The 25,876-nt window shown below is 34.2% G+C and carries 42 protein-coding genes; 8 read left to right on the top strand and 34 right to left on the bottom strand.

Annotated elements, in window-relative coordinates:
* Position 1 precedes the first annotated feature (1 nt).
* The 8 genes from rfbC (at position 2) to ACXHHC_RS13955 (ending at position 6,260) form a co-directional block, all read left to right on the top strand.
* Entirely contained in the window at positions 2-574 is a 573-nt protein-coding gene (gene rfbC / locus ACXHHC_RS13990; protein WP_458226990.1) for a dTDP-4-dehydrorhamnose 3,5-epimerase, read from the top strand.
* Positions 567-1,424 (top strand): dTDP-4-dehydrorhamnose reductase, encoded by an 858-nt coding sequence (rfbD, locus tag ACXHHC_RS13985; RefSeq protein WP_458226989.1) that lies wholly within the window; start codon positions 567-569, stop codon positions 1,422-1,424. Before rfbC ends, rfbD begins: the two co-directional genes overlap by 8 nt.
* Positions 1,424-2,434, top strand: coding sequence for a dTDP-glucose 4,6-dehydratase (rfbB, locus tag ACXHHC_RS13980; RefSeq protein ID WP_458226988.1), 1,011 nt, complete (start codon positions 1,424-1,426; stop codon positions 2,432-2,434). The genes rfbD and rfbB overlap by 1 nt, the downstream gene beginning before the upstream one ends.
* A gap of 273 nt (positions 2,435-2,707) precedes the next feature.
* Positions 2,708-3,295 carry a peptide deformylase gene (gene def, locus ACXHHC_RS13975; RefSeq protein WP_458226987.1) on the top strand — a complete coding sequence of 196 codons (588 nt, stop codon included), beginning with the start codon at positions 2,708-2,710 and terminating at the stop codon, positions 3,293-3,295.
* Positions 3,296-3,310: 15 nt separating this feature from the next.
* Complete coding sequence (locus tag ACXHHC_RS13970) at positions 3,311-3,751, top strand: DUF5606 family protein (protein ID WP_458226986.1); 441 nt, start codon at positions 3,311-3,313, stop codon at positions 3,749-3,751.
* A 78-nt stretch (positions 3,752-3,829) separates the two neighbouring features.
* Entirely contained in the window at positions 3,830-4,612 is a 783-nt protein-coding gene (mazG, locus tag ACXHHC_RS13965) for a nucleoside triphosphate pyrophosphohydrolase (protein WP_458226985.1), read from the top strand.
* A gap of 1 nt (position 4,613) precedes the next feature.
* Positions 4,614-5,693 (top strand): glycosyltransferase family 4 protein, encoded by a 1,080-nt coding sequence (locus ACXHHC_RS13960; RefSeq protein WP_458226984.1) that lies wholly within the window; start codon positions 4,614-4,616, stop codon positions 5,691-5,693.
* A gap of 9 nt (positions 5,694-5,702) precedes the next feature.
* Positions 5,703-6,260, top strand: coding sequence for an acyl-CoA thioesterase (locus tag ACXHHC_RS13955; protein WP_458226983.1), 558 nt, complete (start codon positions 5,703-5,705; stop codon positions 6,258-6,260).
* A 47-nt stretch (positions 6,261-6,307) separates the two neighbouring features.
* Here the strand turns inward: ACXHHC_RS13955 and carA are convergent, their stop codons facing one another.
* The 34 genes from carA to rpsL all read right to left on the bottom strand — a co-directional run bounded on the left by carA (position 6,308) and on the right by rpsL (position 25,736).
* Positions 6,308-7,408: a glutamine-hydrolyzing carbamoyl-phosphate synthase small subunit gene (carA, locus tag ACXHHC_RS13950; RefSeq protein ID WP_458226982.1), complete on the bottom strand. Its 1,101-nt coding sequence runs from the start codon at positions 7,406-7,408 to the stop codon at positions 6,308-6,310.
* Between the two features lie 144 nt (positions 7,409-7,552).
* Positions 7,553-8,044: a 50S ribosomal protein L17 gene (gene rplQ / locus ACXHHC_RS13945; RefSeq protein ID WP_458226981.1), complete on the bottom strand. Its 492-nt coding sequence runs from the start codon at positions 8,042-8,044 to the stop codon at positions 7,553-7,555.
* A gap of 143 nt (positions 8,045-8,187) precedes the next feature.
* Complete coding sequence (locus ACXHHC_RS13940; protein ID WP_458226980.1) at positions 8,188-9,180, bottom strand: DNA-directed RNA polymerase subunit alpha; 993 nt, start codon at positions 9,178-9,180, stop codon at positions 8,188-8,190.
* A 20-nt stretch (positions 9,181-9,200) separates the two neighbouring features.
* Complete coding sequence (gene rpsD, locus ACXHHC_RS13935; RefSeq protein WP_458226979.1) at positions 9,201-9,806, bottom strand: 30S ribosomal protein S4; 606 nt, start codon at positions 9,804-9,806, stop codon at positions 9,201-9,203.
* Between the two features lie 91 nt (positions 9,807-9,897).
* Entirely contained in the window at positions 9,898-10,290 is a 393-nt protein-coding gene (gene rpsK / locus ACXHHC_RS13930; RefSeq protein WP_458226978.1) for a 30S ribosomal protein S11, read from the bottom strand.
* 7 nt (positions 10,291-10,297) lie between these two features.
* A complete protein-coding gene (rpsM, locus tag ACXHHC_RS13925) occupies positions 10,298-10,663 on the bottom strand; it encodes a 30S ribosomal protein S13 (protein ID WP_458226977.1) in 366 nt (121 codons plus the stop codon).
* Between the two features lie 2 nt (positions 10,664-10,665).
* Positions 10,666-10,782 (bottom strand): type B 50S ribosomal protein L36, encoded by a 117-nt coding sequence (ykgO, locus tag ACXHHC_RS13920; RefSeq protein ID WP_013621733.1) that lies wholly within the window; start codon positions 10,780-10,782, stop codon positions 10,666-10,668.
* Between the two features lie 12 nt (positions 10,783-10,794).
* Complete coding sequence (gene infA / locus ACXHHC_RS13915) at positions 10,795-11,010, bottom strand: translation initiation factor IF-1 (protein WP_010137062.1); 216 nt, start codon at positions 11,008-11,010, stop codon at positions 10,795-10,797.
* Positions 11,011-11,013: 3 nt separating this feature from the next.
* The gene (secY, locus tag ACXHHC_RS13910) at positions 11,014-12,348 is read right to left on the bottom strand and encodes a preprotein translocase subunit SecY (RefSeq protein ID WP_458226976.1); all 1,335 of its coding nucleotides are present in this window, start codon (positions 12,346-12,348) and stop codon (positions 11,014-11,016) included.
* 13 nt (positions 12,349-12,361) lie between these two features.
* Positions 12,362-12,811 (bottom strand): 50S ribosomal protein L15, encoded by a 450-nt coding sequence (gene rplO, locus ACXHHC_RS13905; RefSeq protein ID WP_458226975.1) that lies wholly within the window; start codon positions 12,809-12,811, stop codon positions 12,362-12,364.
* 13 nt (positions 12,812-12,824) lie between these two features.
* Complete coding sequence (rpmD, locus tag ACXHHC_RS13900; RefSeq protein WP_458226974.1) at positions 12,825-13,007, bottom strand: 50S ribosomal protein L30; 183 nt, start codon at positions 13,005-13,007, stop codon at positions 12,825-12,827.
* Between the two features lie 11 nt (positions 13,008-13,018).
* A complete protein-coding gene (gene rpsE / locus ACXHHC_RS13895) occupies positions 13,019-13,543 on the bottom strand; it encodes a 30S ribosomal protein S5 (RefSeq protein WP_458229258.1) in 525 nt (174 codons plus the stop codon).
* Positions 13,544-13,552: 9 nt separating this feature from the next.
* Positions 13,553-13,906, bottom strand: coding sequence for a 50S ribosomal protein L18 (gene rplR / locus ACXHHC_RS13890; RefSeq protein WP_458226973.1), 354 nt, complete (start codon positions 13,904-13,906; stop codon positions 13,553-13,555).
* Positions 13,907-13,917: 11 nt separating this feature from the next.
* Positions 13,918-14,463 carry a 50S ribosomal protein L6 gene (gene rplF / locus ACXHHC_RS13885; RefSeq protein ID WP_458226972.1) on the bottom strand — a complete coding sequence of 182 codons (546 nt, stop codon included), beginning with the start codon at positions 14,461-14,463 and terminating at the stop codon, positions 13,918-13,920.
* A 13-nt stretch (positions 14,464-14,476) separates the two neighbouring features.
* A complete protein-coding gene (rpsH, locus tag ACXHHC_RS13880; RefSeq protein WP_458226971.1) occupies positions 14,477-14,875 on the bottom strand; it encodes a 30S ribosomal protein S8 in 399 nt (132 codons plus the stop codon).
* Between the two features lie 136 nt (positions 14,876-15,011).
* Positions 15,012-15,281: a 30S ribosomal protein S14 gene (gene rpsN / locus ACXHHC_RS13875; RefSeq protein WP_458226970.1), complete on the bottom strand. Its 270-nt coding sequence runs from the start codon at positions 15,279-15,281 to the stop codon at positions 15,012-15,014.
* A 2-nt stretch (positions 15,282-15,283) separates the two neighbouring features.
* Complete coding sequence (gene rplE, locus ACXHHC_RS13870; RefSeq protein ID WP_458226969.1) at positions 15,284-15,835, bottom strand: 50S ribosomal protein L5; 552 nt, start codon at positions 15,833-15,835, stop codon at positions 15,284-15,286.
* A gap of 2 nt (positions 15,836-15,837) precedes the next feature.
* Positions 15,838-16,146, bottom strand: coding sequence for a 50S ribosomal protein L24 (rplX, locus tag ACXHHC_RS13865; RefSeq protein ID WP_458226968.1), 309 nt, complete (start codon positions 16,144-16,146; stop codon positions 15,838-15,840).
* A 14-nt stretch (positions 16,147-16,160) separates the two neighbouring features.
* Complete coding sequence (gene rplN / locus ACXHHC_RS13860) at positions 16,161-16,529, bottom strand: 50S ribosomal protein L14 (RefSeq protein ID WP_458226967.1); 369 nt, start codon at positions 16,527-16,529, stop codon at positions 16,161-16,163.
* A gap of 1 nt (position 16,530) precedes the next feature.
* Positions 16,531-16,788 carry a 30S ribosomal protein S17 gene (gene rpsQ, locus ACXHHC_RS13855; RefSeq protein ID WP_010137075.1) on the bottom strand — a complete coding sequence of 86 codons (258 nt, stop codon included), beginning with the start codon at positions 16,786-16,788 and terminating at the stop codon, positions 16,531-16,533.
* Between the two features lie 14 nt (positions 16,789-16,802).
* Complete coding sequence (gene rpmC, locus ACXHHC_RS13850; RefSeq protein ID WP_458226966.1) at positions 16,803-16,991, bottom strand: 50S ribosomal protein L29; 189 nt, start codon at positions 16,989-16,991, stop codon at positions 16,803-16,805.
* A gap of 13 nt (positions 16,992-17,004) precedes the next feature.
* Positions 17,005-17,433 carry a 50S ribosomal protein L16 gene (gene rplP / locus ACXHHC_RS13845; protein WP_458226965.1) on the bottom strand — a complete coding sequence of 143 codons (429 nt, stop codon included), beginning with the start codon at positions 17,431-17,433 and terminating at the stop codon, positions 17,005-17,007.
* Between the two features lie 26 nt (positions 17,434-17,459).
* Complete coding sequence (gene rpsC / locus ACXHHC_RS13840) at positions 17,460-18,179, bottom strand: 30S ribosomal protein S3 (protein ID WP_458226964.1); 720 nt, start codon at positions 18,177-18,179, stop codon at positions 17,460-17,462.
* Positions 18,180-18,191: 12 nt separating this feature from the next.
* Entirely contained in the window at positions 18,192-18,602 is a 411-nt protein-coding gene (gene rplV, locus ACXHHC_RS13835) for a 50S ribosomal protein L22 (protein ID WP_458226963.1), read from the bottom strand.
* A gap of 6 nt (positions 18,603-18,608) precedes the next feature.
* A complete protein-coding gene (gene rpsS, locus ACXHHC_RS13830; RefSeq protein WP_458226962.1) occupies positions 18,609-18,890 on the bottom strand; it encodes a 30S ribosomal protein S19 in 282 nt (93 codons plus the stop codon).
* 6 nt (positions 18,891-18,896) lie between these two features.
* The gene (rplB, locus tag ACXHHC_RS13825) at positions 18,897-19,724 is read right to left on the bottom strand and encodes a 50S ribosomal protein L2 (protein ID WP_458226961.1); all 828 of its coding nucleotides are present in this window, start codon (positions 19,722-19,724) and stop codon (positions 18,897-18,899) included.
* A 26-nt stretch (positions 19,725-19,750) separates the two neighbouring features.
* Positions 19,751-20,041, bottom strand: a complete 291-nt coding sequence (gene rplW, locus ACXHHC_RS13820) for a 50S ribosomal protein L23 (protein ID WP_458226960.1) — start codon at positions 20,039-20,041, stop codon at positions 19,751-19,753.
* Between the two features lie 11 nt (positions 20,042-20,052).
* On the bottom strand, positions 20,053-20,682 hold the full coding sequence (gene rplD / locus ACXHHC_RS13815) for a 50S ribosomal protein L4 (RefSeq protein ID WP_458226959.1): 630 nt from the start codon (positions 20,680-20,682) through the stop codon (positions 20,053-20,055).
* Complete coding sequence (gene rplC, locus ACXHHC_RS13810; protein ID WP_458226958.1) at positions 20,682-21,299, bottom strand: 50S ribosomal protein L3; 618 nt, start codon at positions 21,297-21,299, stop codon at positions 20,682-20,684. The genes rplD and rplC overlap by 1 nt, the downstream gene beginning before the upstream one ends.
* Positions 21,300-21,755: 456 nt before the next feature.
* Positions 21,756-22,262, bottom strand: coding sequence for a hypothetical protein (locus ACXHHC_RS13805; RefSeq protein ID WP_458226957.1), 507 nt, complete (start codon positions 22,260-22,262; stop codon positions 21,756-21,758).
* A 136-nt stretch (positions 22,263-22,398) separates the two neighbouring features.
* Complete coding sequence (gene rpsJ, locus ACXHHC_RS13800; protein ID WP_010137088.1) at positions 22,399-22,704, bottom strand: 30S ribosomal protein S10; 306 nt, start codon at positions 22,702-22,704, stop codon at positions 22,399-22,401.
* A 13-nt stretch (positions 22,705-22,717) separates the two neighbouring features.
* Positions 22,718-24,841, bottom strand: a complete 2,124-nt coding sequence (gene fusA / locus ACXHHC_RS13795) for an elongation factor G (RefSeq protein WP_458226956.1) — start codon at positions 24,839-24,841, stop codon at positions 22,718-22,720.
* A gap of 12 nt (positions 24,842-24,853) precedes the next feature.
* Entirely contained in the window at positions 24,854-25,333 is a 480-nt protein-coding gene (rpsG, locus tag ACXHHC_RS13790; protein WP_458226955.1) for a 30S ribosomal protein S7, read from the bottom strand.
* A 28-nt stretch (positions 25,334-25,361) separates the two neighbouring features.
* A complete protein-coding gene (gene rpsL, locus ACXHHC_RS13785; RefSeq protein WP_010137091.1) occupies positions 25,362-25,736 on the bottom strand; it encodes a 30S ribosomal protein S12 in 375 nt (124 codons plus the stop codon).
* Positions 25,737-25,876: the final 140 nt, after the last annotated feature.

The raw sequence follows: 25,876 nt of genomic DNA, 5'->3' as shown, positions 1-25,876 counted from the left end.
AATGAAATACACTCCTACAGAAATTCCAGATGTTATATTATGTGAACCTACAGTTTATGGAGATCACAGAGGATATTTTATGGAAGCATATAAAAAAGAGGAATTTGAATCTTTACTGGGATACGATTTAAATTTCTGTCAGGATAATGAATCTAAATCTAGTAAGGGTGTCCTAAGAGGTTTACATTACCAAATTGGAGCTTTTGCACAAACAAAACTAGTCCGCGTTATACAAGGAACAGTTATAGATATTGCCGTAGACATTCGTAAAGGTTCGCCTACTTTTGGCAAACACGTTGCTGTAGAGTTATCTGCAGAAAACAAAAAACAACTGTTAATTCCTAAAGGGTTTGCACATGGTTATATTACCTTAAGCGATACTGCTATATTTAGTTATAAAATAGATGCTCCATATAGCCCTAGGGATGAAAGAGGAATTGCTTATGACGATATTTCATTGAATATTAATTGGGGGATGGATGCTCATCATTTTATCCTTTCTGAAAAAGACACAAAAAACCCAAGTTTAGAAAACGCAGCATTATTCGACTTTAATTTAAACTTGTATGAGTAATATATTAGTTACTGGTGCCACTGGACAAGTAGGTTCAGAAATTAAAAAACTCTCGGAGCAATACGTGCAATTTAAGTTTTACTTTACAGCTTCTCTAGATTTAAATATTACAGACCTTGCTAAAGTAAAAGAATACTGCTCTAAGCACAGTATTGATGTAATTATAAACTGTGCAGCTTATACCAATGTAGAAAAAGCCGAAGATGCTATAGAAGATTGTTTTGCTGTAAACCATGTAGGAACTCAGAACTTGGCTATAGTTGCCAAAGAATTAAATCTAAAATTAGTACATATTTCTACAGATTATGTTTTTGATGGAACAAACAGTCAAGCTTACCTAGAAACCGATTCAACCAACCCTAATAATGTATACGGTGCTTCTAAACTAAAGGGAGAACAAGCTTTAAAAGAAATAAACCCACTAAACTCTATCATTATAAGAACCTCTTGGGTATATTCTAGTTTTGGCAGCAACTTTGTAAAAAGCATGCTGCAATTGGCCAAAACAAAAAAAGAACTAAAAATTGTATCAGATCAGGTTGGAACCCCTACCTATGCAGCAGACTTAGCAAAAACAATACTAGAAATTGTACCTAAAATAAAAAACACCTCTGTAGAAATTTATAATTACTCTAATAATGGTAACTGCAGTTGGTACGATTTTGCTAAAGAAATATTTTCGCAAACAGCAACCGAAATTAAGGTATCACCTATTACAACAAGTGAATTCCCAACAAAAGCAAAAAGACCTTTATTTAGTATCTTAGATAAAGAAAAAATTAAAAGCACTTTTGGAATTACAATTCCACACTGGAAAGAGTCTCTGACTCAATGCCTAAAAAACATCTAATGAAAACAATTTTAATTACTGGAACGGCTGGTTTTATCGGTTCTAATTTCACATATCACTTTATAGAAACATACCCTGATTATCATATCATTAGTCTCGATAAATTAACGTATGCTGGGGATCTAGAGAACTTGGCTAAGATTAAAAATCATAAAAGACATACCTTTGTAAAAGGTGATATTTGTGATAGAGAATTGATAGAATTACTATTTAAAGAAAATAACATACAAGGGGTTATACATTTTGCAGCAGAATCGCATGTAGACAATTCTATTACCAACCCAGATGTTTTTATACAAACCAATGTAAACGGAACATTTACCTTACTAGATGTTGCTTACAAGCACTGGATGGAAAAACCTTTTGTTGCTAAAAAAGAATACACAAATTGCCGCTTTTTACACATCTCTACCGACGAGGTTTATGGTACTTTAGGTGAAACTGGTTTATTTACAGAAACTACACCATACGCTCCTAACTCGCCTTACAGTGCTTCTAAAGCTAGTAGCGACATGTTGGTTCGCAGCTATCACCATACCTATGGAATGGATACTATTATTACCAATTGCTCTAACAATTATGGACCCCAACAACACAATGAAAAATTAATTCCTACAGTAATTAGAAAAGCTCTTAAAGGCCAAAATATTCCTATTTATGGAGATGGTAAGAATATACGAGACTGGTTGTATGTAACAGACCATTGTACAGGAATAGATGTAGCTTATCATAAAGGAACAGCAGGAGAAGTATACAATATTGGAGGAAAAAATGAACGTAATAACAATTACATTGCTGCTAAGATTTGTGAAATTCTAGACGAACTACAACCAAAGACTGCAGGAAGTTACAAAGATCAAATTACATTTGTAGAAGACAGAGCTGGTCATGATAGACGTTATGCTATAGATGCAACTAAAATTGAAAAAGAGTTGGGTTGGCAAGCAGAAGAGAATTTCGAATCAGGAATTTTAAAAACAATTCAGTGGTATTTAGAAAAATATAGTTAGGCGTTTGGAATTATTGTAATTCACAATTCGTCATTTCTAAGAGCAATAACTATCTATTAAAAACTCACAACCATTGTTAGTTGTACATTCCTCTCTATGCATTGTAAACTGTTAACTGCAAATTGGTCATTACTCGTTGTAAATTATTCATTGCAAATTACTCACTGTACATTGTAAATTATAAATTGTTAACCGCACATTGTAAATTGCTAATTACTCATTGCTAATTGTTCACTCCTAATTCGTATTTTTGCACAAATTTTAGCAAATATTATGATTTTACCTATTGTTGCATACGGAGATCCTGTTTTAAGAAAAGTAGGAAAAGAAATTGATAAGAATTATCCAGACTTGGCTACTTTGATTGAAAATATGTGGAAAACAATGGAAAATGCTAACGGTGTTGGTTTAGCAGCTCCACAAATTGGTAAATCTATCCGTTTATTTGTTGTAGATGCAACTCCTTTTGCAGAAGATGAAGAGTCAACTCCAGAAGAAAGAGAAATGTTAGCTACGTTTAGAAAAGTATTCATCAATCCAAAAATTGTAAGCGAAGAAGGAGACGAATGGCCGTTTGAAGAAGGTTGTTTAAGTATTCCTGATGTTAGAGAAGATGTCTACAGACAAGAAACGGTTCATATCACGTATCAAGACGACGAATTTAAAGAACAAAAAGCAACCTTAACTGGTTTAGCCGCTAGAGTATTTCAACACGAATACGATCATATAGAAGGAGTTTTGTTTACAGATAAAATATCATCTTTAAAGAAACGTCTGATAAAAAGAAAATTAGAAAATATATCAAAAGGAAAAGTAGGTGCTGACTACAGAATGCGTTACCATAGCGCAAAAAGAAAATAATAAAAATTAAGGAAAATGAGTTTAACAAAAATTATTGCCATTGCTGGTAAACCAGGTTTATACGAAATTTTAGGACAAACTAAAGGTGGATTTATTACAACTTCTTTAGTAGATGGAAAAAAAGCTCCAGTAAAAAATACACAAAACGTAAGTGTATTAAGTGATATTGGAATATATACATATGAAACTGAGATCGCTTTAGGACAGGTGTTTTTAAACATTCACGAAAAGTTCGAAGGGAAAGAAGCTATCAGTCACAAATCTTCTAATGGAGAATTAACAAACTTATTTAGCGAAGTTTTACCTGAATATGATGAAGAAAGAGTATACGTTTCTAACATCAAAAAAGTGATTCAATGGTACAACGTTTTAGTAAAAGCTGAATTTAACTTTGAAACAATTAAAGAAGACATTCAAAAATTAGAAGAAGCACAACAAGAAAACGCTGCTGAATAATTTTTACCAAACAAGACTTTTAAAAGAGTTATAATTTCTAGATTTACAAGGAATTATAACTCTTTTTACTTTGAGCATATGAATTCTAGAAAAGAACAACTAGCTGCTATAGATCGTTTGTTAACTATAATGGACGAACTAAGAGAACAATGTCCTTGGGACAAAAAACAAACTTTAGAGTCTCTTAGGCATTTAACCATAGAAGAAACTTACGAGCTTGCAGATGCCATTCTAACAAACGACTTAGAAGAAATTAAGAAAGAGTTAGGAGATTTGTTACTTCACATTGCTTTCTATGCTAAAATTGGAAGCGAAAAAAAAGCTTTTGATATTGGTGATGTAGCACATGCAATTTCTGAAAAGTTAATACATAGACATCCACATATATATGGAGATGTTAAAGTAGAAAGCGAAGAAGAAGTAAAAGAGAATTGGGAAAAATTAAAACTAAAAGAAAAAGGGAATACGTCTGTATTACAAGGAGTTCCTAGCTCCTTACCTGCTTTAGTAAAAGCCAATAGAATTCAATCTAAAGTATCTGCTGTAGGTTTCGATTGGGAACACCCAGAACAAGTATGGGCCAAAGTACAAGAAGAACTTACAGAACTAAACGAAGAAATTAAAAAAGGAAACAAAGACCAAATTGAAGCTGAATTTGGTGATGTGTTATTTTCTATGGTAAATTATGCGCGTTTTATTGGTGTAAATCCTGAAAACGCTTTAGCTAGAACCAATGAAAAGTTTAAAAAACGTTTTGAATACCTAGAGGAGAAAACCCTTAAAAAAGGGATTGATTTAACAGAATTATCTCTGGAAGAAATGGACGTATACTGGGATGAATCTAAGAAAATATACAAATAGTATGAAGATATTGACTATTGGGAACTATAATGGAAACCTTTCGCTATATGAAGCACAGTTAAAACAATTTATAATCATGCATCATAGAGGTATTGATGTAACTATACAAGGTCATTTTTCTGATGAAATTAAAAGCATCTTACTAGAAAATAATGTGCCTTATATAGAGGATCGAGCAAAAAGCAAAAATGACAAACTTTTTGCCGATAGGTTAAAAAAAACGGTTGTAAATAATCAGTTTGATATTGTTCATGTCTTTGGAGGAGCTTATACTAGTAACACTTGTAAAGCGTTAAAAAAAGTAAAAGTAAAAATTATTGGTTACATGGGGTCTACAAGCATTCATTGGCACGATCCATTAGCTTATAGAACCTATTTAAACTTTAGATTAGACAAGATTATATCTATAAGTAAAGATATTACTAGGCATTTAAAAAAACAACTTTTTAAAAAAAACAAAGTTATTACAATCTATAAAGGTTATAATACTGATTGGTTTAATAACACTACTCCTTTTGATTATTCAGAACTAGGAATACCTAAAAATGCTATAATTATACTATCTGCTGCTCACCATAGACCTGTAAAAGGTATGAAATACTTAATGAAAGCAACCAATTATATCCAGAATACCAAAGACGTATATTTTGTATTTGTAGGAAAAAATACTGATAGTGAAGACTTAAAAAAATTAGCTTCTAAGAGTAAACTTAAAAACAAAATTTTACAATTAGGTTTAAGAAGTGATATAAAGAATTTAATGATGGGAGCGCATATATACACCCAAACATCTAAAAACGAAGGGCTTGGAAGAGCTATTATAGAATCAATGTGTTTAAAAAAGCCTGTTGTTGTTACCAATGCTGGTGGATGTACAGAATTAGTAGATAATGGAGTTAGTGGATATATTGCCGATAACAAAAACCCTAAATCTATTGCAGAAAAGCTTAACTTATTGATTAAATCAAAAGAAAACAGAGAAAAATTTGGAATAGAAGGATATAAAAGAGTTCAAAACATCTTTGATATTGAGACAACTGTAGACAAGACAATAGCACTATATCAATCTATATTAAACTAAAAAAAAATTATGACAACTATAATAAAAACCCCACAAGATTCGGCTGTAGAAATAACAGAATTAATGAAACCTATCCACTCTAATTTTAGTGGTAAAATTCATGGAGGATATATTTTAAACCTTATGGATCAGATTGCGTTTGCCTGTGCCTCTAAATATTCAGGTAAATATGCTGTTACGGCTTCTGTAAATACAGTAGACTTTGTAAACCCTGTTAGTGTAGGAGAGTTTTTAACCTTAAAAGCCAGGGTAAACTACGTAGGTAATACCTCTATGACGGTTGGAATTAGAGTTGTTTCTACCAATATACAAACAGGAGAAGAAAAACACTGTAACTCTTCTTATTTTGTAATGGTAGCAAAAAATGAAGATGGTACCAATGCAAAAGTACCTACTTTAAAATTAAACACCTTAGACGATATTAGACGTTTTGTACGTTCTAGGACTCGTTTATCTAGTAATAAAAATAGAAGAAGAGAATATAGCCAAGAAGTTTTTGACTATAAAATTCATTTAGACAAATTAGAAGGAGCTAATTGTGTTATAGATGATGCTATTAAGTTATAAAAAAAGCCCTCTTAAAAAGAGGGCTTTTATTTTATATGATTTTTAACTTATTTCTTTAAACTATCAACAAATTGATCGAATAAATAAGCGGCATCGTGTGGTCCAGGATTTGCCTCTGGGTGATACTGCACAGAAAAAGCATTTTTATCTTTAATTTTAATACCAGCAACAGTATTATCGTTTAAGTGTACATGTGTAATTTCTACATTATCACTTTTCTCTACATCTTCTCTTACAACATTAAATCCATGGTTCTGAGAAGTAATTTCTCCTCTTCCAGTAATTAAGTTCTTAATTGGGTGATTAATACCTCTATGCCCATTGTGCATTTTATAAGTAGAAATTCCCTGAGATAAAGCAATTGTTTGGTGTCCTAAACAAATACCAAATAAAGGTAAATCTTTCTCTATAATAGTCTTAGCTACCTCTTGAGCAGATTTTAATGGTTCTGGATCTCCAGGTCCATTAGATAAGAAATATCCATCAGGCTCAAAAGAAGCCATATCTTCAAAAGATGCTGTACAAGGGAAAACCTTAATGTAACAATCTCTTTTTGCTAAATTTCTTAAAATGTTTGTTTTAATACCTAAATCTAAAGCAGAAACTTTATACGTTGCATTTTCGTCCCCATAGTAATATGGCTCTTTTGTAGAAACAACAGAAGCTAAATCTAATCCTTTCATACTTGGAGCATCAGACAACTTAGCTTTTAACGCATCAATATCTTCCACCTCTGTAGAAATTAACGCATTCATAGCCCCATTTTCACGAATATAGCTTACAACTGCTCTCGTATCTACATCTGTAATAGAAATTAATCCATGCTTTTTAAAATATTCCTCTAAAGATCCATCTGCACGGTCTCTAGAAAACTCATAACTAAAGTTTCTACATACCAAACCAGCTATTTTAATACCATCAGATTCTACTTCGTCATTATTTACACCGTAATTACCAATATGAGCATTGGTAGCTACCATAATTTGTCCAAAGTAAGAAGGATCTGTAAAAATCTCTTGATAACCTGTCATTCCTGTATTATAACAGATTTCTCCAATAGTTGTACCTTCTACACCTACTGCTTTACCTTCGAATACAGTACCGTCTTCTAGTAATAAAATTGCTTTTTTTAATTCTTTGTACTTCATAAAAGTTGTTTTTATTGTTGGGTGGAGGTTTGTCACCTAAGCTTTCAACAAAGAATGTTTTTAAAAAATATTTTTGCAAATATAAAAAAAGGATAAACTAAAAAATAGTTTATCCTTTTGATATTTTGATTTTTAAGTAATCATCTACTCTTCTGATTTCTCAGTTGCATCAGTAGCTTCTACTTGAGCTTCAGCAGCAGTATCTACAGCATCAGTAGCTTTTCTTCTACTTCTACGTGTAGTTTTCTTCTTCTTAGCTCCATTAGGGTTGTAAATTTCGTTGTAATCAACCAATTCAACCATTGCCATAGGAGCATTATCTCCCTGACGGTTTCCTAACTTGATGATACGAATATATCCACCTGGTCTATCTCCAATTTTTACAGAAATTTGTTGGAATAACTCACTAACTGCATACTTGTTCTTTAAGTAAGAAAAAACAACTCTACGGTTGTGAGTAGTATCTTCTTTAGACTTGGTGATAATTGGCTCAACAAACTGACGTAAAGCTTTTGCTTTAGCTACAGTAGTGTTAATTCTTTTGTGCTCTATTAATGAACAAGCCATGTTAGATAACATTGCGTTTCTGTGAGCAGTTTTTCTCCCTAAGTGGTTAAATTTCTTTCCGTGTCTCATTGTAAAATGATTTGTGCTTTCATCTTGCTTCTTACCCTTTTGGGGAGCAAATTATGAAAGGGGTTTTTAAATTATTAATTTTTTAAAAGTAAAAGTTAGACATTAAAAATTTTAACATCTAACTTTTGCTTTTATACTATAAATTAGTCTTTGTCTAATTTGTATTTGCTTAAATCCATTCCGAAATGTAAATTTTTAACGTTTACCAATTCGTCTAACTCTGTTAAAGATTTTTTACCAAAGTTTCTAAACTTCATTAAGTCGTTTTTATTAAATGATACTAAATCACCTAATGTTTCTACTTCAGCAGCTTTTAAACAGTTTAATGCTCTTACTGATAAGTCCATATCCACCAACTTAGTTTTTAACAACTGTCTCATGTGTAATGACTCTTCATCATAAGTCTCTGTTCTAGCAATCTCATCAGCCTCTAATGTAATACGCTCATCAGAGAATAACATAAAGTGGTGAATTAAGATCTTAGCAGCTTCAGTCAATGCGTCCTTAGGGTTGATAGAACCATCAGTAACGATGTCAAAAACTAATTTTTCATAATCAGTCTTTTGTTCTACACGGTAGTTCTCTACAGCATATTTTACATTCTTAATTGGAGTGTAAATAGAATCTGTAAAGATAGTTCCCATAGGTACATTTATCTTCTTGTTTTCTTCAGCAGGTACAAATCCTCTACCCTTTTCAATAGTAATATCAAAACTAACAGATACAGAACTATCTAAGTTACATATTACTAAATCTGGGTTTAATACTTGAAATCCAGAAGTAAACTTTTGAATATCACCAGCAGTTATTTGGTTTTGACCTGATACAGATACCGATACTGATTCTTTGTCGGTGTCCTCTATTTGTTGCTTAAAGCGAACTTGCTTTAAGTTTAAGATGATTTCTGTTACATCCTCTACAACACCTTCTACAGTTGAGAACTCATGCTCAACTCCTTCGATACGTAAAGAAGTAATAGCGAAACCTTCTAAAGACGACAATAATACTCTTCTCAAAGCATTACCTACAGTTAAACCAAAACCTGGTTCTAACGGTCTGAATTCGAATTTACCTTCAAAATCGGTAGATTCGATCATAATAACTTTATCTGGTTTCTGAAAATTTAATATTGCCATAGCTAACTGGTGTCTATTTATTATTTCGAGTACAACTCGACGATTAATTGCTCCTTGATGTTTTCTGGAATTTGAATTCTTTCCGGTACAGCAACAAACGTACCAGTTTTTGTATCAGTATTCCAAGTTAACCACTCATAAACAGCTGAAGAACTAGCTAAACTGTTCTCAATTACTGTAAGTGATTTAGATTTTTCTCTTACACCAACAACATCTCCTGGCTTTAATTGGTAAGAAGGAATATTAACGATTTCTCCGTTAACAGTAATATGTCTATGAGATACTAACTGACGTGATCCTCTTCTAGAGTTTGCCAATCCCATTCTAAATACTGTGTTATCTAAACGAGATTCACATAACTGTAATAAAACCTCACCAGTAATACCTTTACTAGCAGAAGCTTTCTTAAACAAGTTAGAGAATTGACGCTCTAAGATACCGTAAGTATATTTTGCTTTTTGCTTTTCTTGTAACTGTAAAGAATATTCAGAACGTTTTGCTCTTTTCTTTGCCTGACCATGTTGTCCAGGAGGATAGTTACGTTTTTCGAAAGACTTGTCGTCACCAAAAATTGCTTCTCCAAACTTACGAGCAATTTTAGTTTTAGGTCCATTATATCTTGCCATAATAAAAAATTAAAAATCGACAGTTATGAATTAAGGCGTGCTCCTTCGATAACTTTAAGTGTCGATTTATAGTTAATAAATATAAAAAAAATTAGATTCTTCTTCTCTTAGGAGGTCTACATCCGTTGTGTGGTAATGGAGTAACATCAATAATTTCTGATACTTCAATTCCAGCATTGTGAATAGTACGGATAGCAGATTCTCTACCGTTACCTGGTCCTTTTACGTAAACTTTTACCTTACGTAATCCTAACTCATGTGCTACAGCAGCACAATCTTCAGCAGCAGTCTGCGCAGCATAAGGAGTGTTCTTTTTAGAACCACGGAATCCCATTTTACCAGCAGATGACCAAGAAATTACATCTCCTTTTTTATTTGTTAAAGAAATGATGATGTTGTTAAAAGATGCAGTAACGTGCGCTTCTCCAACAGCTTCAACAATAACTTTACGCTTTTTAGCGGTCTTAGTGTTTGATTTAGCCATGACTTAATTATTTCTTTTTGTTCGCTACAGTTTTACGTTTACCCTTTCTTGTTCTAGAGTTGTTCTTTGTTCTTTGACCTCTTAAAGGTAATCCAGCTCTGTGACGGATTCCTCTTTGACATCCGATATCCATTAAACGTTTGATGTTTAACTGGATCTCTGAACGTAACTCACCTTCGATTGTGAAAGTTCCTGCTTGCTCACGAATAGCTCCAATTTGTTCATCTGTCCAATCTTGAACTTTGATGTTCTCGTCTACTCCTGCGTTTGCTAAGATTTCTTTAGCTCTACTTGGTCCAATTCCAAAAATATAAGTCAAAGCGATTATACCACGCTTGTTCTTTGGAATGTCAATACCTGAAATTCTTGCCATAACTAACCTTGTCTTTGTTTGAATCTAGGATTCTTTTTATTAATTACATATAATCTGCCTTTTCTACGCACAATCTTGCACTCGGCACTTCTCTTCTTTATTGATGCTCTTACTTTCATCGTATGATATTTTTAGTATCTATAAGTAATACGAGCCTTAGATAAATCATAAGGACTCATTTCTAGTTTAACTTTATCTCCTGGTAACAACTTAATGTAATGCATACGCATTTTACCAGAAATATGAGCAGTAACTATATGACCATTTTCTAACTCAACTCTAAACATTGCGTTAGATAATGCTTCGGTAATAGTACCGTCTTGTTGTATGGATGCTTGTTTTGCCATAATTTAAGATGCTCTTCTTTTAGTTCCTGTTTTCATTAAACCATCGTAATGTCTGTTTAGTAAATACGAGTTAATTTGTTGGATAGTGTCTATAGCAACACCTACCATAATAATTAACGAAGTACCTCCATAAAACAGTGCCCAGTTCTGTTGTACACCGAAATGAACAATTATCGCCGGAAAAACAGCCAGCAAAGCTAAGAAAATAGATCCAGGTAACGTAATTTTTGACAAAATATTATCTAATTTTTCTGCAGTTTCTACTCCTGGTCTAGTCCCAGGGATAAATCCACCACTCTTTTTTAGATCATCTGCCATCTTATTTGTTGGTATTGTGATTGCTGTGTAGAAGTAACTAAACACAATAATTAATACCGCAAATAAAATATTGTAACCCCATCCGTTAAAATCTGAGAACCAGTTGAAAACTGTTTGTACTGTTCCGTCAGAGTTTCTAGCAATTAATCCTGGTACAAACATAATAGCTTGTGCAAAGATAATTGGCATAACTCCTGCAGAGTTAAGTTTTAATGGAATGTATTGTCTAGCACCTTGTGCATCGTCAATACTTCCTACTACAGTACGTCTAGCATATTGAACGGCAATTCTACGAACCGCAGTTACTAATAATATACTAGCTAAAATAATGGCAAACCAAATAATAATTTCTAATAAAATCATCATTAATCCACCAGCTGCATCACCTGATATCTTAGAAACTACTTCTTGAGCAAATGCACCTGGAAAACGAGCAATAATACCAATCATAATTAATAACGAAATACCGTTACCAATTCCTTTTTCAGTAATACGTTCTCCTAACCACATTGCAAAAACAGTTCCTGCAGTTAACAAAATCATTGAAGAAATCCAGAACATACCGCCTTGACCTAATAAATAAGCTTCAGCAGGAATTCCTAATGTAGGTAAACTTGTTAAATAAGCACCACCTTGAACAATAGTAATTCCAATAGTTAACCAACGTGTTATTTGGTTGATTTTATTCCTACCACTTTCACCATCTTTTTGCAATTTTTGTAAATAAGGAACAGCAATTCCCATTAACTGAACCACAATAGATGCTGATATATATGGCATAATCCCAAGAGCCATAATAGAAGCTCTTGAGAATGCACCACCTGTAAATGCGCTTAATAAACCTAAAAGACCGTCCTTTGTATTGGTCCCTAAATCAGTTAACTGTTGAGGATCAATACCTGGCAAAGTTACCTGTGCCATGAATCGGTAAATTGCCATTAACCCTAGAGTTAATAATATCTTACCTTTTAATTCTTCTATAGACCAAATGTCTTTTAATGTTTGGATAAATTTCTTCATCTACTTGTTTAAATTATAAAGCTACAGCTTCTCCTCCAGCAGCTTCGATAGCAGCCTTAGCAGATCCTGTAAATTTGTGAGCAGTTACGTTTAATTTAGCCTTTAACTCTCCTCCACCTAAAATCTTCACTAATTCATTCTTGCTAGCTAAACCGTTTTTAACCAATACAGCTAAATCTACTGTATCTGTAACTTTACCATTATCTACTAAAGCTTGTAACTTATCTAAGTTGATTCCTTGGTATTCCTTACGGTTTACGTTTGTAAATCCAAACTTAGGTACTCTTCTTTGTAATGGCATTTGCCCTCCTTCGAATCCTACTTTTCTAGAATATCCAGAACGAGACTTTGCACCTTTGTGTCCTCTTGTAGCAGTTCCACCGTGTCCAGAACCTTCTCCTCTTGCGATACGCTTGCTACTTTTTACAGACCCCTTAGCAGGTTTTAAATTATTTAAACTCATAATTTTCTATATCTTATTTAACTTCTTCTACAGAAATTAAGTGTTCAACTTTTTTAACCATTCCTAAAATAGAAGGAGTTGCTTCATGTAACTTCTCCTTACCTATACCAGTTAAACCTAATGCCGCTAAAGTTCTTTTTTGAATTTGCGTACGGTTAATTTGGCTTCTTACTTGTGTTATCTTTAATTTTCCCATGGTACTCAATATTAACCGTTAAATACTTTGTCTAAAGAAATTCCTCTCTCTGCAGCAATCTGCTGAGGGCTTCTCAATTGTAATAATGCATCAAAAGTTGCCTTTACTACGTTATGAGGGTTAGATGATCCTTGAGACTTTGATAATACATCGTGTACTCCAACAGATTCCAATACGTGACGTACAGCACCCCCTGCAATAACTCCGGTACCGTGAGAGGCAGGTAATAATAATACCTTAGATCCTCCAAATTTACCTTTCTGTTCGTGAGGTAACGTTGCGTTTAATAAAGGAATACGAACTAAGTTTTTCTTAGCTTCTTCCACAGCCTTAGCAATTGCAGATGCAACATCTAAAGATTTACCAGATCCGTAACCAACAACACCATCTCCGTTTCCTACAACAACAATTGCAGAAAATCCGAAAGTACGTCCTCCTTTTGTAACCTTAGTTACACGGTTTACAGCTACTAAGCGATCTACTAATTCTAATCCGCTTGGCTTAACTCTTTCTACGTTTTTATATCCTTGCATAATATAATTTTCTTAAAATTTTAAACCAGCTTCTCTAGCTGCTTCAGCTAATGCTTTAACTCTACCATGGTATAAATAACCATTTCTATCGAATGCTACAGTTTCTACTCCTGCAGTAGCTGCTTTTTCAGCAATTGCTTTACCTACTAATGCTGCAACTTCAACCTTAGTCCCTTTTGCATCGATTTCTTTATCTCTAGATGATACAGAAGCTAATGTAACTCCTGCGTTATCGTCTACTAATTGAGCGTAAATTTCTTTGTTACTTCTAAACACAGATAATCTTGGTTTAGCTGTAGTCCCAGTAGAAATTTTTCTAATTCTACGCTTAATTCTCTGTCTTCTCTCAAGCTTTGATAATGCCATAATACTATAAATTATGCAGATTTACCTGCTTTTCTTCTTAATTCTTCACCTACAAACTTAATTCCTTTTCCTTTGTACGGTTCAGGTCTACGGAAAGAACGAATCTTTGCAGCTACTTGACCTACCAATTGCTTATCGAAAGAAGTAAGTTTAACGATTGGGTTTTTCCCTTTTTCTGACACTGTTTCAACTTTAACTTCTGGTGCAATACTCAACACAATGTTGTGTGAATATCCAATAGCTAAATCTAAAACATTTCCTTGGTTTGATGCTCTATAACCAACCCCAACTAATTCTAATTCCTTAGACCATCCTGTAGAAACTCCTACAAGCATGTTGTTGATTAAAGCTCTATATAAACCATGTTTAGCTCTATGTGGCTTAGATTCAGACGGACGCTCTAAAGTTAAAGTTCCATCTTCTTCTTTAACAGAAATACCATCTGTTAATTCTTGAGTTAATTCTCCTAATTTTCCTTTTACTGTAACTGTGTCTCCGTTAATAGTAACAGTAACACCAGCTGGAATTGCGATTGGGCTTTTTCCTATTCTTGACATACTATTCTATTTTTTAGTAAACGTGACAAATTACTTCTCCACCAACGTTCTCGTTTTTAGCTTGCTTAGACGTCATTACTCCTTTAGAAGTAGAAACGATAGCAACACCTAATCCGTTTAACACTCTTGGTAAATCTTCAACACCAACGTACTTACGTAAACCTGGAGTTGAAATTCTTTCAATTTTCTTAATTACTGATTCGTTAGTATCAGCGTTGTACTTTAAAGCTATTTTGATAGAACCTTGAACTTCGTTCTCTTCAAATTTATAACTTAAAATATACCCTTGGTCAAAAAGAATCTCTGTGATTGCTTTTTTAACTTTTGATGCAGGAGCCTCCACTACTCTGTGTCCTGCTAAATAAGCATTTCTTATTCTTGTTAAGAAATCTGCTATTGGATCTGTATACATAATATTTGTATTGGTTTAGATTATCGCCGAGTTAGATATTAGTACTTAAATTTTAGTAATCAGATATATGAATCCTGATTACTAAAATCTAATATCTACTTTCAGGTTAGCATCTAAAATTTAATTCTTAAAAATTTTACCAACTTGCTTTTGTAACACCTGGAATTAATCCTTGGTTAGCCATTTCACGGAAAGTAACACGAGAGATACCAAATTGTCTCATATAACCTTTTGGTCTTCCTGTTAACTTACAACGGTTGTGCTTACGAATAGGAGAAGCGTTCTTTGGCAATTTTTGCAAAGCTTCGTAATCTCCAGCTTCTTTTAATGCTTTACGCTTTTCAGCATACTTAGCAACAGTTTTAGCTCTTTTTCTCTCACGAGCTTTCATTGATTCTTTAGCCATGATTAGTTCTTTTTAAATGGTAAACCTAATTCTGTTAATAAAGACTTTGCTTCTTTATCAGTATCTGCAGATGTTACAAATGTAATATCCATACCACCGATTTTTTTCACTTGGTCAATATTGATTTCTGGGAAAATAATTTGCTCAGTAATACCTAAGTTATAGTTTCCACGTCCATCAAATCCAGTAGCTTTAATTCCACCAAAATCTCTTACACGAGGTAAAGAAGCTGTGATTAATCTGTCTAAGAATTCGTACATTTTAATTCCACGTAAAGTAACTTTAGCACCAATTGGTACACCTTTACGTAATTTAAAGTTTGCAACATCCTTTTTAGACAATGTAGCTACTGCCTTTTGTCCAGAAATAGTAGTTAACTCTTCTACAGCGTAATCTACTAATTTCTTATCTGCAATTGCAGCACCTACACCTTTAGAGATAACTATTTTCTCTAATTTAGGAACTTGCATTACATTGCTATATCCGTACTCTTCAGTTAAGGCTGCCTTAACTCTATCGTTGTACTCTTGCTTAAGTCTTGGAATATAACTCATGATTAAATTGCTTTATCTGTTTTTTTAGAAAAACGAACTTTCTTTCCATCTTCAAATCTGAATCCAACTCTAGTAGTGTCTCCATCTACTACAATTGCTAAGTTTGAAATTGGTAAAGCAGCCTCTTTTTCAATAATTCCACCTTGAGGGTTTTGAGCACTAGGCTTTGTGTGTTTCTTAACTAAGTTAACACCTTCTACAATTGCTTTATTATCGTTAGTTAAAATCTTAACTACCTTTCCCTCTTTACCTTTTTGATCTCCAGCAATAACTCTTACTGTATCTCCTGATTTAATTTTAAACTTTGCCATTTGATTTACAAATTTTAAAGCACCTCAGGTGCTAATGATACAATTTTCATGAATTGCTTATCACGAAGTTCTCTTGCTACAGGTCCAAATACACGAGTTCCAGACATCTCACCAGTTGCATTTAATAAAACACAAGCGTTATCGTCAAAACGAATGTAAGATCCGTCCTTTCTTCTTACTTCCTTAGAAGTACGAACAACTACGGCTTTGAATACCTGACCTTTTTTAGCGTTTCCATTAGGAGTTGATGACTTTACAGTCACAACAATTTTGTCTCCTAAAGAAGCATAACGCTTTCCTGTTCCTCCTAAAACACGGATCACTAAAACCTCTTTAGCTCCAGTGTTATCTGCTACGTTTAATCTTGATTCTGTTTGTAACATATTATTTCGCTCTTTCTAGGATTTCTACTAATCTCCAACGCTTAGATTTACTTAAAGGTCTTGTTTCCATGATTCTTACCGTATCTCCAATGTTGCAGTCGTTTGTTTCATCGTGTGCAACGTACTTCTTAGTGTTCAATACGAACTTTCCGTACATTGGGTGTTTTACCTTCTTAACTTCAGATACAACAATAGACTTGTCCATTTTGTTGCTAGATACAACACCAATTCTTTCTTTTCTAAGATTTCTATTTTCCATCTTGTAAAATTCTATTATTGTTCTCTGTTATTTAACTCAGTCGCTACTCTCGCTACCGTCTTTCTTAGAGATCTTAACTCTAACGGATTCTCTAACGGAGAGATTGCATGAGCCATTTTAAGATCTGAATAGCTCTTCTTAAGAGTTGCTAACTTCTCTTGTAAGTCAGCTACTGATAATTCTTTAATTTCTGCTTGTTTCATGTCTCTTTAGATATTAAGCGTTATCATAATCTCTCGCAACAACGAACTTAGTTTTCACTGGCATCTTTTGACCTGCTAAACGCAATGCTTCTTTAGCTACATCAAATGGTACACCACCGATTTCAAATAAGATTCTACCAGGCTTTACTACAGCTACGAAATATTCTGGGGCTCCCTTACCCTTACCCATACGTACCTCTAAAGGCTTTTTAGTAATAGGCTTGTCCGGGAATATTTTAATCCATAATTGTCCTTCCCTTTTCATATAACGAGTTGCTGCAATACGCGCTGCTTCTATTTGTCTTGAAGTAATTAAAGCTTGCTCCATAGATTTGATACCAAACATCCCGAAGGCTAATTGGTTACCTCTATTGGCATTCCCCTTTAAATTACCTTTACCTTTCTGTACCTTACGATACTTTACTCTTTTAGGCTGTAACATTTCTAAATTCTAATTTTTGTGAAAAATTATTTTCTTTTACGAGGTCCTCTTTTAGCTCCAGAGTTTCCTCCTTTACCTCCAGATTTCTTAGACATACCTACTAACGGAGATAACTCACGCTTTCCATATACCTCGCCTTTCATAATCCATACTTTAACTCCCAGTCTCCCGTAAGTAGTATGAGCTTCAACCAAAGCATAATCAATATCGGCTCTAAAAGTAGATAGAGGAATTCTACCTTCTTTGTAGTGCTCTGAACGTGCCATTTCAGCACCGTTTAAACGTCCAGAAATCTGAATTTTGATTCCCTCTGCGTTCATACGCATTGATCCTGCAATAGCCATTTTGATAGCTCTTCTGTATGAGATTCTATTCTCAATTTGACGAGCAATACTTGCTGCAACCAACTTAGCATCTAACTCAGGACGTTTAATTTCAAAAATATTGATCTGTACCTCGTTCCCTGTTAACTTCTTAAGCTCTTCTTTTAACTTGTCTACCTCTTGTCCACCTTTTCCGATAATAATACCAGGTCTAGCAGTAGTGATAGTAACGGTTACAAGTTTAAGAGTACGCTCAATGATTATTCTAGAAACACTAGCTTTGTATAATCTTGCGTTAAGGTACTTTCTTATCTTATCGTCTTCAGCAATTTTATCTCCGTAGTCATTACCTCCGTACCAGTTTGAGTCCCATCCTCTGATGATTCCTAAACGATTTCCTATTGGATTAGTCTTTTGTCCCATTTCTACTTATGATTATTTGCTTTCTTCAACGTTTTTACTTCCCAACACAATAGTAACGTGATTAGAACGCTTACGAATTCTATGCGCACGACCTTGTGGTGCTGGTCTTAATCTCTTTAACATTGCTGCAGAGTCTACAGTAATGGTTTTCACATATAAATTAGCTTCTTCTATGCTTGCATCTTCGTTTTTAGCTTGCCAGTTTGCAATTGCAGACAACAATAACTTTTCAACGTTGATAGATGCTTCCTTAGAGCTAAATTTCAAGATTTGTAAAGCTTTTTCAACCTCTACTCCTCTTACTAAATCAGCCACCAATCTCATTTTCCTTGGTGATGTAGGACAACCAGTCAATTTAGCGAAAGCAACACCTTTCTTTGCTTCCTTGATCTGTTTTGCCATATTATGTTTACGAACTCCCATATCCTACTATTTTTTTCCTTTATTTTTCTTGTCTGCACCGTGACCTCTAAAGGTACGTGTTGGTGAAAACTCTCCTAATTTATGACCTACCATGTTTTCTGTAACATATACTGGTACAAAAGTTCTTCCGTTGTGAACTCCAATAGTTTGACCAACGAAATCTGGAGTAATCATAGAAGCTCTAGACCAAGTTTTGATCACATCTTTACTTCCTGATTCAGCATTCGCTATAACTCTTTTCTCTAGCTTATGAAAAATGTAAGGTCCTTTTTTTAATGAACGTGCCATGTCGTCTTATTTTTTTCTACGTTCTAAAATATACTTATTACTCGCTTTTGTCTTAGATCTTGTCTTGTATCCTTTAGCAGGTATACCATTTCTAGATCTTGGGTGACCTCCTGAAGAACGTCCTTCACCACCTCCCATTGGGTGATCAACTGGGTTCATTCTTACAGCGTTAGTTCTTGGTCTTCTACCTAACCATCTAGATCTACCAGCTTTACCAGAAACTAGTAATTGGTGATCTGAATTAGATACAACTCCAATAGTTGCTAAACAAGTTAACAAGATTAATCTTGTTTCACCCGACGGTAATTTAACAGTAGCATACTTTCCTTCTTTTGCCATTAACTGTGCAAAAGATCCTGCAGAACGAGCCATAACAGCTCCTTGACCTGGTCTTAATTCGATACAACAAATTGTTGTACCTAAAGGAATGTTTGCCAAAGGCATTGCATTACCTACATCTGGAGTAACAGCCTCTTGACCGCTAACGATAGTTTGTCCAACCTGTAAACCAGCCTGAGCAATTACATATCTTTTTTCTCCATCAGCATATTCTACTAATGCAATAAATGCTGTACGATTTGGATCGTACTCAATTGTTTTTACAGTAGCTTCAACACCAAACTTATCTCTATTAAAATCGATAAGACGGTATCTCTTTTTATGACCACCACCTACGTAGCGCATTGTCATTCTACCACTGTTGTTTCGACCTCCAGACCTTTTTATCGGTGCCAATAATGACTTTTCCGGCTTATCAGTAGTAATAGCGTCGAACCCATTTACTACTCTAAAACGCTGACCTGGTGTGATTGGTTTTAATTTTCTAACTGACATGTTAAAACTTAAAATTATTTAATTAATTAAATATTGCTGTATAAGTCAATATTCTCTCCTTCAGCCACCTCTACGATAGCTTTTTTATATGCAGATATTTTAGATTCAACCATACCTTTCTTAGTATACTTTGTTGATCTTTTTACTGGATATATCATTGTTCTTACTTGCTCAACTGAAACTCCGTAAGCAGCCTCTACAGCTTCTTTAATTTCAATCTTGTTAGCTCTCTTGTCTACAACAAAAGTATAACGGTTTAATAACTCGCTATCTTTAGTTGCTTTTTCTGTGATAATAGGTTTTACTAAAATACTCATAACTGACCTCCCTATTTACTTAAATTAGCTTCAATACCTGCAATTGCTCCTTCTAATAAAACTACTTTATTAGCGTTTAATACTTTGTAAGTATTAACTTCAGAAGAAGTTACAACCTCAGATCCTTTTAAATTTCTTGAAGACAAGTAAACATTGTTATTTGCCTCTCCTAACACAAAAAGTGACTTTTTGTTATCTAACTCTAAAGCTTTTAAAACACCAACAAACTCTTTTGTTTTTGGAGCTTCAAAGTTGAAGTCTTCTAAAACAATAATGTTAGCATCTTTTGCTTGTAAACTAAAAGCTGACTTTCTAGCCAATCTCTTTAAGTTTTTATTCAATTTGAAAGAGTAATCTCTGTTTCTAGGTCCAAAAACTCTACCTCCTCCTCTAAAAACTGGAGACTTGATAGATCCTGCACGTGCAGTACCTGTACCTTTTTGTTTCTTAATCTTTCTTGTAGACCCAGCAATCTCAGCTCTTTCTTTAGCTTTGTGAGTACCTTGTCTTTTGTTTGCCAAGTGCTGTTTTACATCTAAGTAAATTGCATGATCATTTGGCTCTATAGCGAACACTGCATCAGATAACTCAATCTCACGCCCAGTGTCTTTTCCTGTATAATCTAAAACTGCTACTTTCATTATTTCACGATAGTTAAGTAAGAGTTCTTAGCTCCAGGAACACATCCTTTTACTACGATTAAGTTCTTGTCAGCAACAACTTTTAACACTCTTAAGTTTTGAACTTTAACTTGGTCTCCTCCCATTCTTCCTGCCATACGCATTCCTTTGAATACACGTGCAGGGTAAGATGCAGCACCAATAGATCCCGGAGCTCTTAAACGGTTATGTTGACCGTGAGTAGCTTGACCTACACCCGCAAAACCATGACGTTTTACAACACCTTGAAATCCTTTACCTTTAGAAGTACCTGAAACATCTACAAATTCTCCTTCTTTAAACAAGTCAACACCTACAGTGTCTCCTAAATTTAATTCCTCCTCAAAACCTTGAAATTCAACAACCTTCTTCTTAGAAGTAGTACCAGCTTTTGCAAAGTGTCCTTGCAATGCTTTGGTAGTATTCTTGTCAGACTTGTCATCGAAACCTAATTGAACAGCTTCATAACCATCCACCTCTTCGGTTCTGACTTGGGTAACTACACATGGACCAGCTTGAATCACAGTACAAGGAATATTCTTCCCGTTCTCGTCAAAAATGCTAGTCATTCCGATTTTCTTTCCTATTAACCCAGACATTATTTAAAATTAATTATTAATTGAATTGTTTTTTTCCTTCCTAAACGATGCTTTGTAATGAGCCCAAAAAAATCGCGAACAACACAGTCTACTCCCTTGTAGAATCTACGTTCCCGCAATATTTTCCTTGCTTACATCCTCAAATCACCCCCTAAAAAGGGACTGCAAAGATAGCAATATTTATTTAACTTGCTAATATACAGCGAGAAGATTTACAGGAATTTGAAAAAAAATTATAGCTTATTAAAATTTGTAAAGCTTTCAATCAAAGCTTTTATAGAATTCAAAAAAATAGCCCACAAAAAATAACAAAAGACATACCAAGGTTTTGCATAAGTCGAAAACACTTGTAAATGCGATTAATCTAATCTAGTAACAAACTTAACTCGTCACCTAATTTCGCAAATAACTGAAAATCAAACTGGAAATCTAAAATAAAATGAATTTATAAAGGGGCTAATCAATTCCTTGATACAACTTACAATAATACTCTTGTATAACTTCAATTGAGATAGCAACAAGTAAAGTTTCCAAATACGCTTCATCAAATACTGAAACTCGCCTTATTGTAGACTTAAAAAAATCTAAAAACTTTTTATCGGTAACTCCAATCTTTTTTCCATTTACACAATAAGAACTACGCTTACCATCAAATTTTATCTCAATATTAAATTCTTTACACTCAAAAAAACTCGCAATTGCATTAAAACCAAAAGATTTCTCTTTGTTAGGATTTGCTAAAACTATTTGTTTTTCATTTCTCTCATCATAAACATCGAACTCTAAACCTACACCATCTAAACATTTTATATTATAGTACCTATTATCGAAGCTCAACCTGAAAGTATCTTCTTTTTCATAGATCAAATTAGCAAATACTAAACCATCCAAACAAAACTGAGCAGTCCTTAACCTTTCAAGAACCAAATCAAGCCAATTTGTTTTAACAATAACTTTACTCATCTTTTTTATAGCTATATTTAATCATACTCAAAAATAACAAAAAACCCTATCAGCAATAAGCCAATAGGGTTTTGTATCATCTAATGTGATGCTGAAAATGAATTCAGCAGTTTCTGAAACAAGTTCAGGAATTCTATCACACTTTAATTTCTACTTCTACTCCAGAAGGTAATTCTAACTTCATTAAAGCATCGATAGTCTTAGAAGAAGAACTATAGATATCTAATAATCTTTTGTATGAAGATAATTGGAATTGCTCTCTAGATTTTTTGTTTACGTGTGGAGAACGTAATACAGTAAAAATCTTTTTGTTTGTTGGTAAAGGAATAGGACCGTTTACCACAGCTCCTGTTGACTTTACCGTCTTAACGATTTTCTCAGCAGACTTATCTACTAAGTTGTAATCATAAGACTTTAATTTTATTCTAATTTTTTGACTCATAATTCTTATTTATTTACGCTTTAGAAGCAGCAATTACCTCCTCAGACACGTTTGATGGTGTTTGAGCATAGTGAGAGAATGACATAGTAGATGTTGCTCTACCTGAAGATAATGTACGTAATGTTGTAACATATCCGAACATTTCTGATAATGGCACCTCAGCTTTAACAACTTTAGCTCCACCTCTATCACTCATATCGTTAACCTGACCTCTACGTCTGTTTAAGTCACCTACGATATCTCCCATGTTTTCTTCTGGAGTTAATACTTCTAATAACATGATTGGTTCTAAGATTACCGCTCCTGCAGCTTTTGCACAAGCTTTGTATCCCATTTTAGCAGCTAATTCAAATGACAATGCATCAGAATCCACCGGGTGGAAAGAACCATCAAACAATCTTACTTTTAATGAATCCATTACGAATCCAGCTAAAGGTCCATTACTCATAGAGTCTTTGAATCCTTTTTCTACAGCAGGAATAAATTCTTTTGGAATACGTCCTCCTTTGATTTCATCAACAAACTGTAATCCAGTTCCTTCGAAATCCTCATCAACAGGACCCATTTCAAATTGAATATCTCCAAACTTACCACGTCCTCCAGATTGCTTTTTATAAGTTTCTCTGTGTTCTGTAGATCTAGTTACTGCTTCTTTGTACTCTACCTGAGGTTCACCTTGGTTTACTTCAACCTTAAACTCACGTTTCATACGGTCAACTAATACTTCTAAGTGCAATTCTCCCATTCCTGAGATTACTGTTTGTCCAGAAGCTTCGTCAGTTTTTACTGTAAATGTTGGATCCTCTTCGGCTAATTTACCTAAAGCGATACCCATTTTATCTACATCAGCCTTTGTTTTAGGCTCAATAGAAATACCAATTACTGGATCTGGGAAGTCCATAGATTCCAATACGATTGGTGCATCTAAAGAAGACATTGTATCTCCAGTCTTAATATCTTTAAATCCTACAGCAGCTCCAATATCTCCAGCCTCGATAAAATCGATAGCTTTTTGCTCGTTAGCGTGCATTTGGTAAATACGAGAAATACGCTCTTTTTTACCTGAACGGTTATTTAAGATATAAGAACCAGCATCTAAACGACCAGAATAAGCACGGAAGAAAGCCAAACGTCCTACGAAAGGATCGGTAGCAATTTTAAATGCCAATGCAGCGAAAGAATCTTTTGCATCTGGTTTTCTAGAAGTTTCCTCATCAGTATCTGGGTTTGTCCCTACAATGTTATCTCTATCTAATGGAGAAGGTAAGTAACGACATACAGCATCTAATAAGAACTGTACTCCTTTGTTTTTAAATGAAGATCCACAAATCATTGGAATGATTGCCATATCCATTACAGCAGCTCTTAATGCAGCGTGCACTTCTTCTTCTGTAATAGAGTCTTCATCTTCCATGAATTTCTCTAATAAGTTCTCATCGTAAGATGCAACTTCTTCAATCAATCTAGCACGAGCCTCAGCAGCTTCGTCTACTAAATCTTCAGGAATATCAATTACATCAAAAGTAGCTCCTTTAGTTTCGTCATGCCAAATAATAGCACGGTTCTTTACTAAATCTACCACACCTTTAAAATCTGACTCTTCACCAATTGGTAAAACGATTTCAACAGCGTTAGAACCTAACATTTCTTTAACCTGCGTACATACGTTCGCAAAGTTAGATCCCTGACGGTCCATTTTGTTTACGAAACCGATACGTGGTACTTTATAGTTATCAGCTAATCTCCAGTTAGTTTCAGACTGAGGCTCTACACCATCAACTGCACTAAATAAGAATACTAATCCATCTAAGACACGTAAAGAACGGTTTACTTCTACAGTAAAGTCAACGTGACCTGGAGTATCAATAATGTTAAAGTGGTAACCTTTTGCATCTGCAGTTGGCTGACCATTCTCAACAGGAAACTGCCATGTACAAGTTGTAGCAGCAGAAGTAATTGTAATACCTCTTTCTTGCTCTTGTTCCATCCAGTCCATTGTAGCAGCACCATCATGTACTTCTCCAATTTTGTGAGAAACTCCTGTGTAGTAAAGAATACGTTCAGTGGTAGTTGTTTTACCTGCATCAATGTGAGCAGCAATACCAATGTTTCTTGTAAGTTTTAAATCTCTTGCCATTTTGTTGTCTTATTAGAATCTAAAGTGTGAAAATGCTTTGTTAGCTTCTGCCATCTTATGTACATCAACTCTCTTCTTAACAGCAGCTCCTTCTTCTTTTGCAGCAGCTAATACTTCTGCAGCTAATTTCTGAGCCATTGTTTTTTCATTACGATTTCTTGAATAAGAAATCAACCACTTCATTGCCATAGAAACCTTACGGTCTGGTCTAATCTGCATAGGGATTTGGAATGTAGCACCTCCTACACGACGGCTACGAACCTCAACTTGAGGCATTACGTTAGATAACGCATCTTTCCATATTTCTAATGAAGATTTCTCTTCGTCTTCTCCTTTTTTAGAATCTACTATTTCTAACGCATCGTAAAATACTTTAAATGCAACAGACTTCTTACCGTCTAACATTAAGTTATTTACAAAACGTGTTACCAACTGATCGTTAAACTTTGGATCTGGTAAAAGAACTCTTTTTTTCGCTCTCCTTTTTCTCATGATTTCTTATGAATTTAAGTTTAACAGATTATTTCTTTGGTCTCTTAGCTCCGTACTTAGATCTACGTTGAGTTCTTCCTTCAACACCTGCGGTATCTAGGGCACCACGTACTACGTGATACTTAACTCCTGGTAAATCTTTTACTCTTCCTCCCCTTACTAATACTATCGAGTGCTCTTGTAAGTTATGTCCTTCTCCTGGGATGTATGCGTTTATCTCGTTACCGTTAGTTAACCTAACACGTGCAACTTTTCTCATTGCCGAGTTTGGTTTCTTAGGTGTTGTAGTATAAACACGTGTACATACTCCACGACGTTGTGGACATGCCTTCAAAGCAGCCGATTTACTCTTCTTAGTAACTTGGGCTCTTCCTTTTCTAACTAATTGTTGAATAGTTGGCATAAATAATTATATATAAACGTTTTAATAACCCTTGAAATATGTCCAAGGGCTGGCAAAAGTACAAATAATTTCTAATTAATCAAATATCAATGAGTTAAAAAAAAATACAATTGTGTTTTTTTTGATTCAGCATACAAGAA

This window comes from Wenyingzhuangia sp. IMCC45574, assembly GCF_054182685.1.
This window is presented reverse-complemented; position numbering and strand designations above follow the sequence as displayed.

Excerpts from the sequence above, each read along its gene's own strand:
- rplV (WP_458226963.1), bottom strand. The coding sequence starts at position 18,602 with ATGGGAGTTCGTAAACATAATATGGCAAAACAGATCAAGGAAGCAAAG.
- rpsQ (WP_010137075.1), bottom strand. The coding sequence starts at position 16,788 with ATGGAAAATAGAAATCTTAGAAAAGAAAGAATTGGTGTTGTATCTAGC.
- rpsS (WP_458226962.1), bottom strand. The coding sequence starts at position 18,890 with ATGGCACGTTCATTAAAAAAAGGACCTTACATTTTTCATAAGCTAGAG.
- ykgO (WP_013621733.1), bottom strand. The coding sequence starts at position 10,782 with ATGAAAGTAAGAGCATCAATAAAGAAGAGAAGTGCCGAGTGCAAGATT.
- rpsJ (WP_010137088.1), bottom strand. The coding sequence starts at position 22,704 with ATGAGTCAAAAAATTAGAATAAAATTAAAGTCTTATGATTACAACTTA.
- rplN (WP_458226967.1), bottom strand. The coding sequence starts at position 16,529 with ATGTTACAAACAGAATCAAGATTAAACGTAGCAGATAACACTGGAGCT.
- rplX (WP_458226968.1), bottom strand. The coding sequence starts at position 16,146 with ATGGCAAAGTTTAAAATTAAATCAGGAGATACAGTAAGAGTTATTGCT.
- ACXHHC_RS13955 (WP_458226983.1), top strand. The coding sequence starts at position 5,703 with ATGACAACTATAATAAAAACCCCACAAGATTCGGCTGTAGAAATAACA.
- infA (WP_010137062.1), bottom strand. The coding sequence starts at position 11,010 with ATGGCAAAACAAGCATCCATACAACAAGACGGTACTATTACCGAAGCA.
- ACXHHC_RS13805 (WP_458226957.1), bottom strand. The coding sequence starts at position 22,262 with ATGAGTAAAGTTATTGTTAAAACAAATTGGCTTGATTTGGTTCTTGAA.
- rfbC (WP_458226990.1), top strand. The coding sequence starts at position 2 with ATGAAATACACTCCTACAGAAATTCCAGATGTTATATTATGTGAACCT.
- ACXHHC_RS13940 (WP_458226980.1), bottom strand. The coding sequence starts at position 9,180 with ATGGCAATATTAAATTTTCAGAAACCAGATAAAGTTATTATGATCGAA.
- def (WP_458226987.1), top strand. The coding sequence starts at position 2,708 with ATGATTTTACCTATTGTTGCATACGGAGATCCTGTTTTAAGAAAAGTA.
- rplP (WP_458226965.1), bottom strand. The coding sequence starts at position 17,433 with ATGTTACAGCCTAAAAGAGTAAAGTATCGTAAGGTACAGAAAGGTAAA.
- rfbD (WP_458226989.1), top strand. The coding sequence starts at position 567 with ATGAGTAATATATTAGTTACTGGTGCCACTGGACAAGTAGGTTCAGAA.
- mazG (WP_458226985.1), top strand. The coding sequence starts at position 3,830 with ATGAATTCTAGAAAAGAACAACTAGCTGCTATAGATCGTTTGTTAACT.
- rplO (WP_458226975.1), bottom strand. The coding sequence starts at position 12,811 with ATGAGTTTAAATAATTTAAAACCTGCTAAGGGGTCTGTAAAAAGTAGC.
- rpsH (WP_458226971.1), bottom strand. The coding sequence starts at position 14,875 with ATGTATACAGATCCAATAGCAGATTTCTTAACAAGAATAAGAAATGCT.
- carA (WP_458226982.1), bottom strand. The coding sequence starts at position 7,408 with ATGAAGTACAAAGAATTAAAAAAAGCAATTTTATTACTAGAAGACGGT.
- rpsM (WP_458226977.1), bottom strand. The coding sequence starts at position 10,663 with ATGGCAAGAATTTCAGGTATTGACATTCCAAAGAACAAGCGTGGTATA.
- rpsN (WP_458226970.1), bottom strand. The coding sequence starts at position 15,281 with ATGGCTAAAGAATCAATGAAAGCTCGTGAGAGAAAAAGAGCTAAAACT.
- rplC (WP_458226958.1), bottom strand. The coding sequence starts at position 21,299 with ATGTCTGGGTTAATAGGAAAGAAAATCGGAATGACTAGCATTTTTGAC.
- rplW (WP_458226960.1), bottom strand. The coding sequence starts at position 20,041 with ATGAGTATTTTAGTAAAACCTATTATCACAGAAAAAGCAACTAAAGAT.
- rpsG (WP_458226955.1), bottom strand. The coding sequence starts at position 25,333 with ATGAGAAAAAGGAGAGCGAAAAAAAGAGTTCTTTTACCAGATCCAAAG.
- rpsK (WP_458226978.1), bottom strand. The coding sequence starts at position 10,290 with ATGGCTAAATCAAACACTAAGACCGCTAAAAAGCGTAAAGTTATTGTT.
- rplE (WP_458226969.1), bottom strand. The coding sequence starts at position 15,835 with ATGAGTTATATTCCAAGACTTAAGCAAGAGTACAACGATAGAGTTAAG.
- rfbB (WP_458226988.1), top strand. The coding sequence starts at position 1,424 with ATGAAAACAATTTTAATTACTGGAACGGCTGGTTTTATCGGTTCTAAT.
- rplR (WP_458226973.1), bottom strand. The coding sequence starts at position 13,906 with ATGGCATTATCAAAGCTTGAGAGAAGACAGAGAATTAAGCGTAGAATT.
- rpsD (WP_458226979.1), bottom strand. The coding sequence starts at position 9,806 with ATGGCAAGATATAATGGACCTAAAACTAAAATTGCTCGTAAGTTTGGA.
- fusA (WP_458226956.1), bottom strand. The coding sequence starts at position 24,841 with ATGGCAAGAGATTTAAAACTTACAAGAAACATTGGTATTGCTGCTCAC.
- rplB (WP_458226961.1), bottom strand. The coding sequence starts at position 19,724 with ATGTCAGTTAGAAAATTAAAACCAATCACACCAGGTCAGCGTTTTAGA.
- secY (WP_458226976.1), bottom strand. The coding sequence starts at position 12,348 with ATGAAGAAATTTATCCAAACATTAAAAGACATTTGGTCTATAGAAGAA.
- rplF (WP_458226972.1), bottom strand. The coding sequence starts at position 14,463 with ATGTCAAGAATAGGAAAAAGCCCAATCGCAATTCCAGCTGGTGTTACT.
- ACXHHC_RS13960 (WP_458226984.1), top strand. The coding sequence starts at position 4,614 with ATGAAGATATTGACTATTGGGAACTATAATGGAAACCTTTCGCTATAT.
- rplQ (WP_458226981.1), bottom strand. The coding sequence starts at position 8,044 with ATGAGACACGGAAAGAAATTTAACCACTTAGGGAGAAAAACTGCTCAC.
- rpmD (WP_458226974.1), bottom strand. The coding sequence starts at position 13,007 with ATGGGAAAATTAAAGATAACACAAGTAAGAAGCCAAATTAACCGTACG.
- rpsL (WP_010137091.1), bottom strand. The coding sequence starts at position 25,736 with ATGCCAACTATTCAACAATTAGTTAGAAAAGGAAGAGCCCAAGTTACT.
- rplD (WP_458226959.1), bottom strand. The coding sequence starts at position 20,682 with ATGAAAGTAGCAGTTTTAGATTATACAGGAAAAGACACTGGGCGTGAG.
- rpmC (WP_458226966.1), bottom strand. The coding sequence starts at position 16,991 with ATGAAACAAGCAGAAATTAAAGAATTATCAGTAGCTGACTTACAAGAG.
- rpsC (WP_458226964.1), bottom strand. The coding sequence starts at position 18,179 with ATGGGACAAAAGACTAATCCAATAGGAAATCGTTTAGGAATCATCAGA.
- ACXHHC_RS13970 (WP_458226986.1), top strand. The coding sequence starts at position 3,311 with ATGAGTTTAACAAAAATTATTGCCATTGCTGGTAAACCAGGTTTATAC.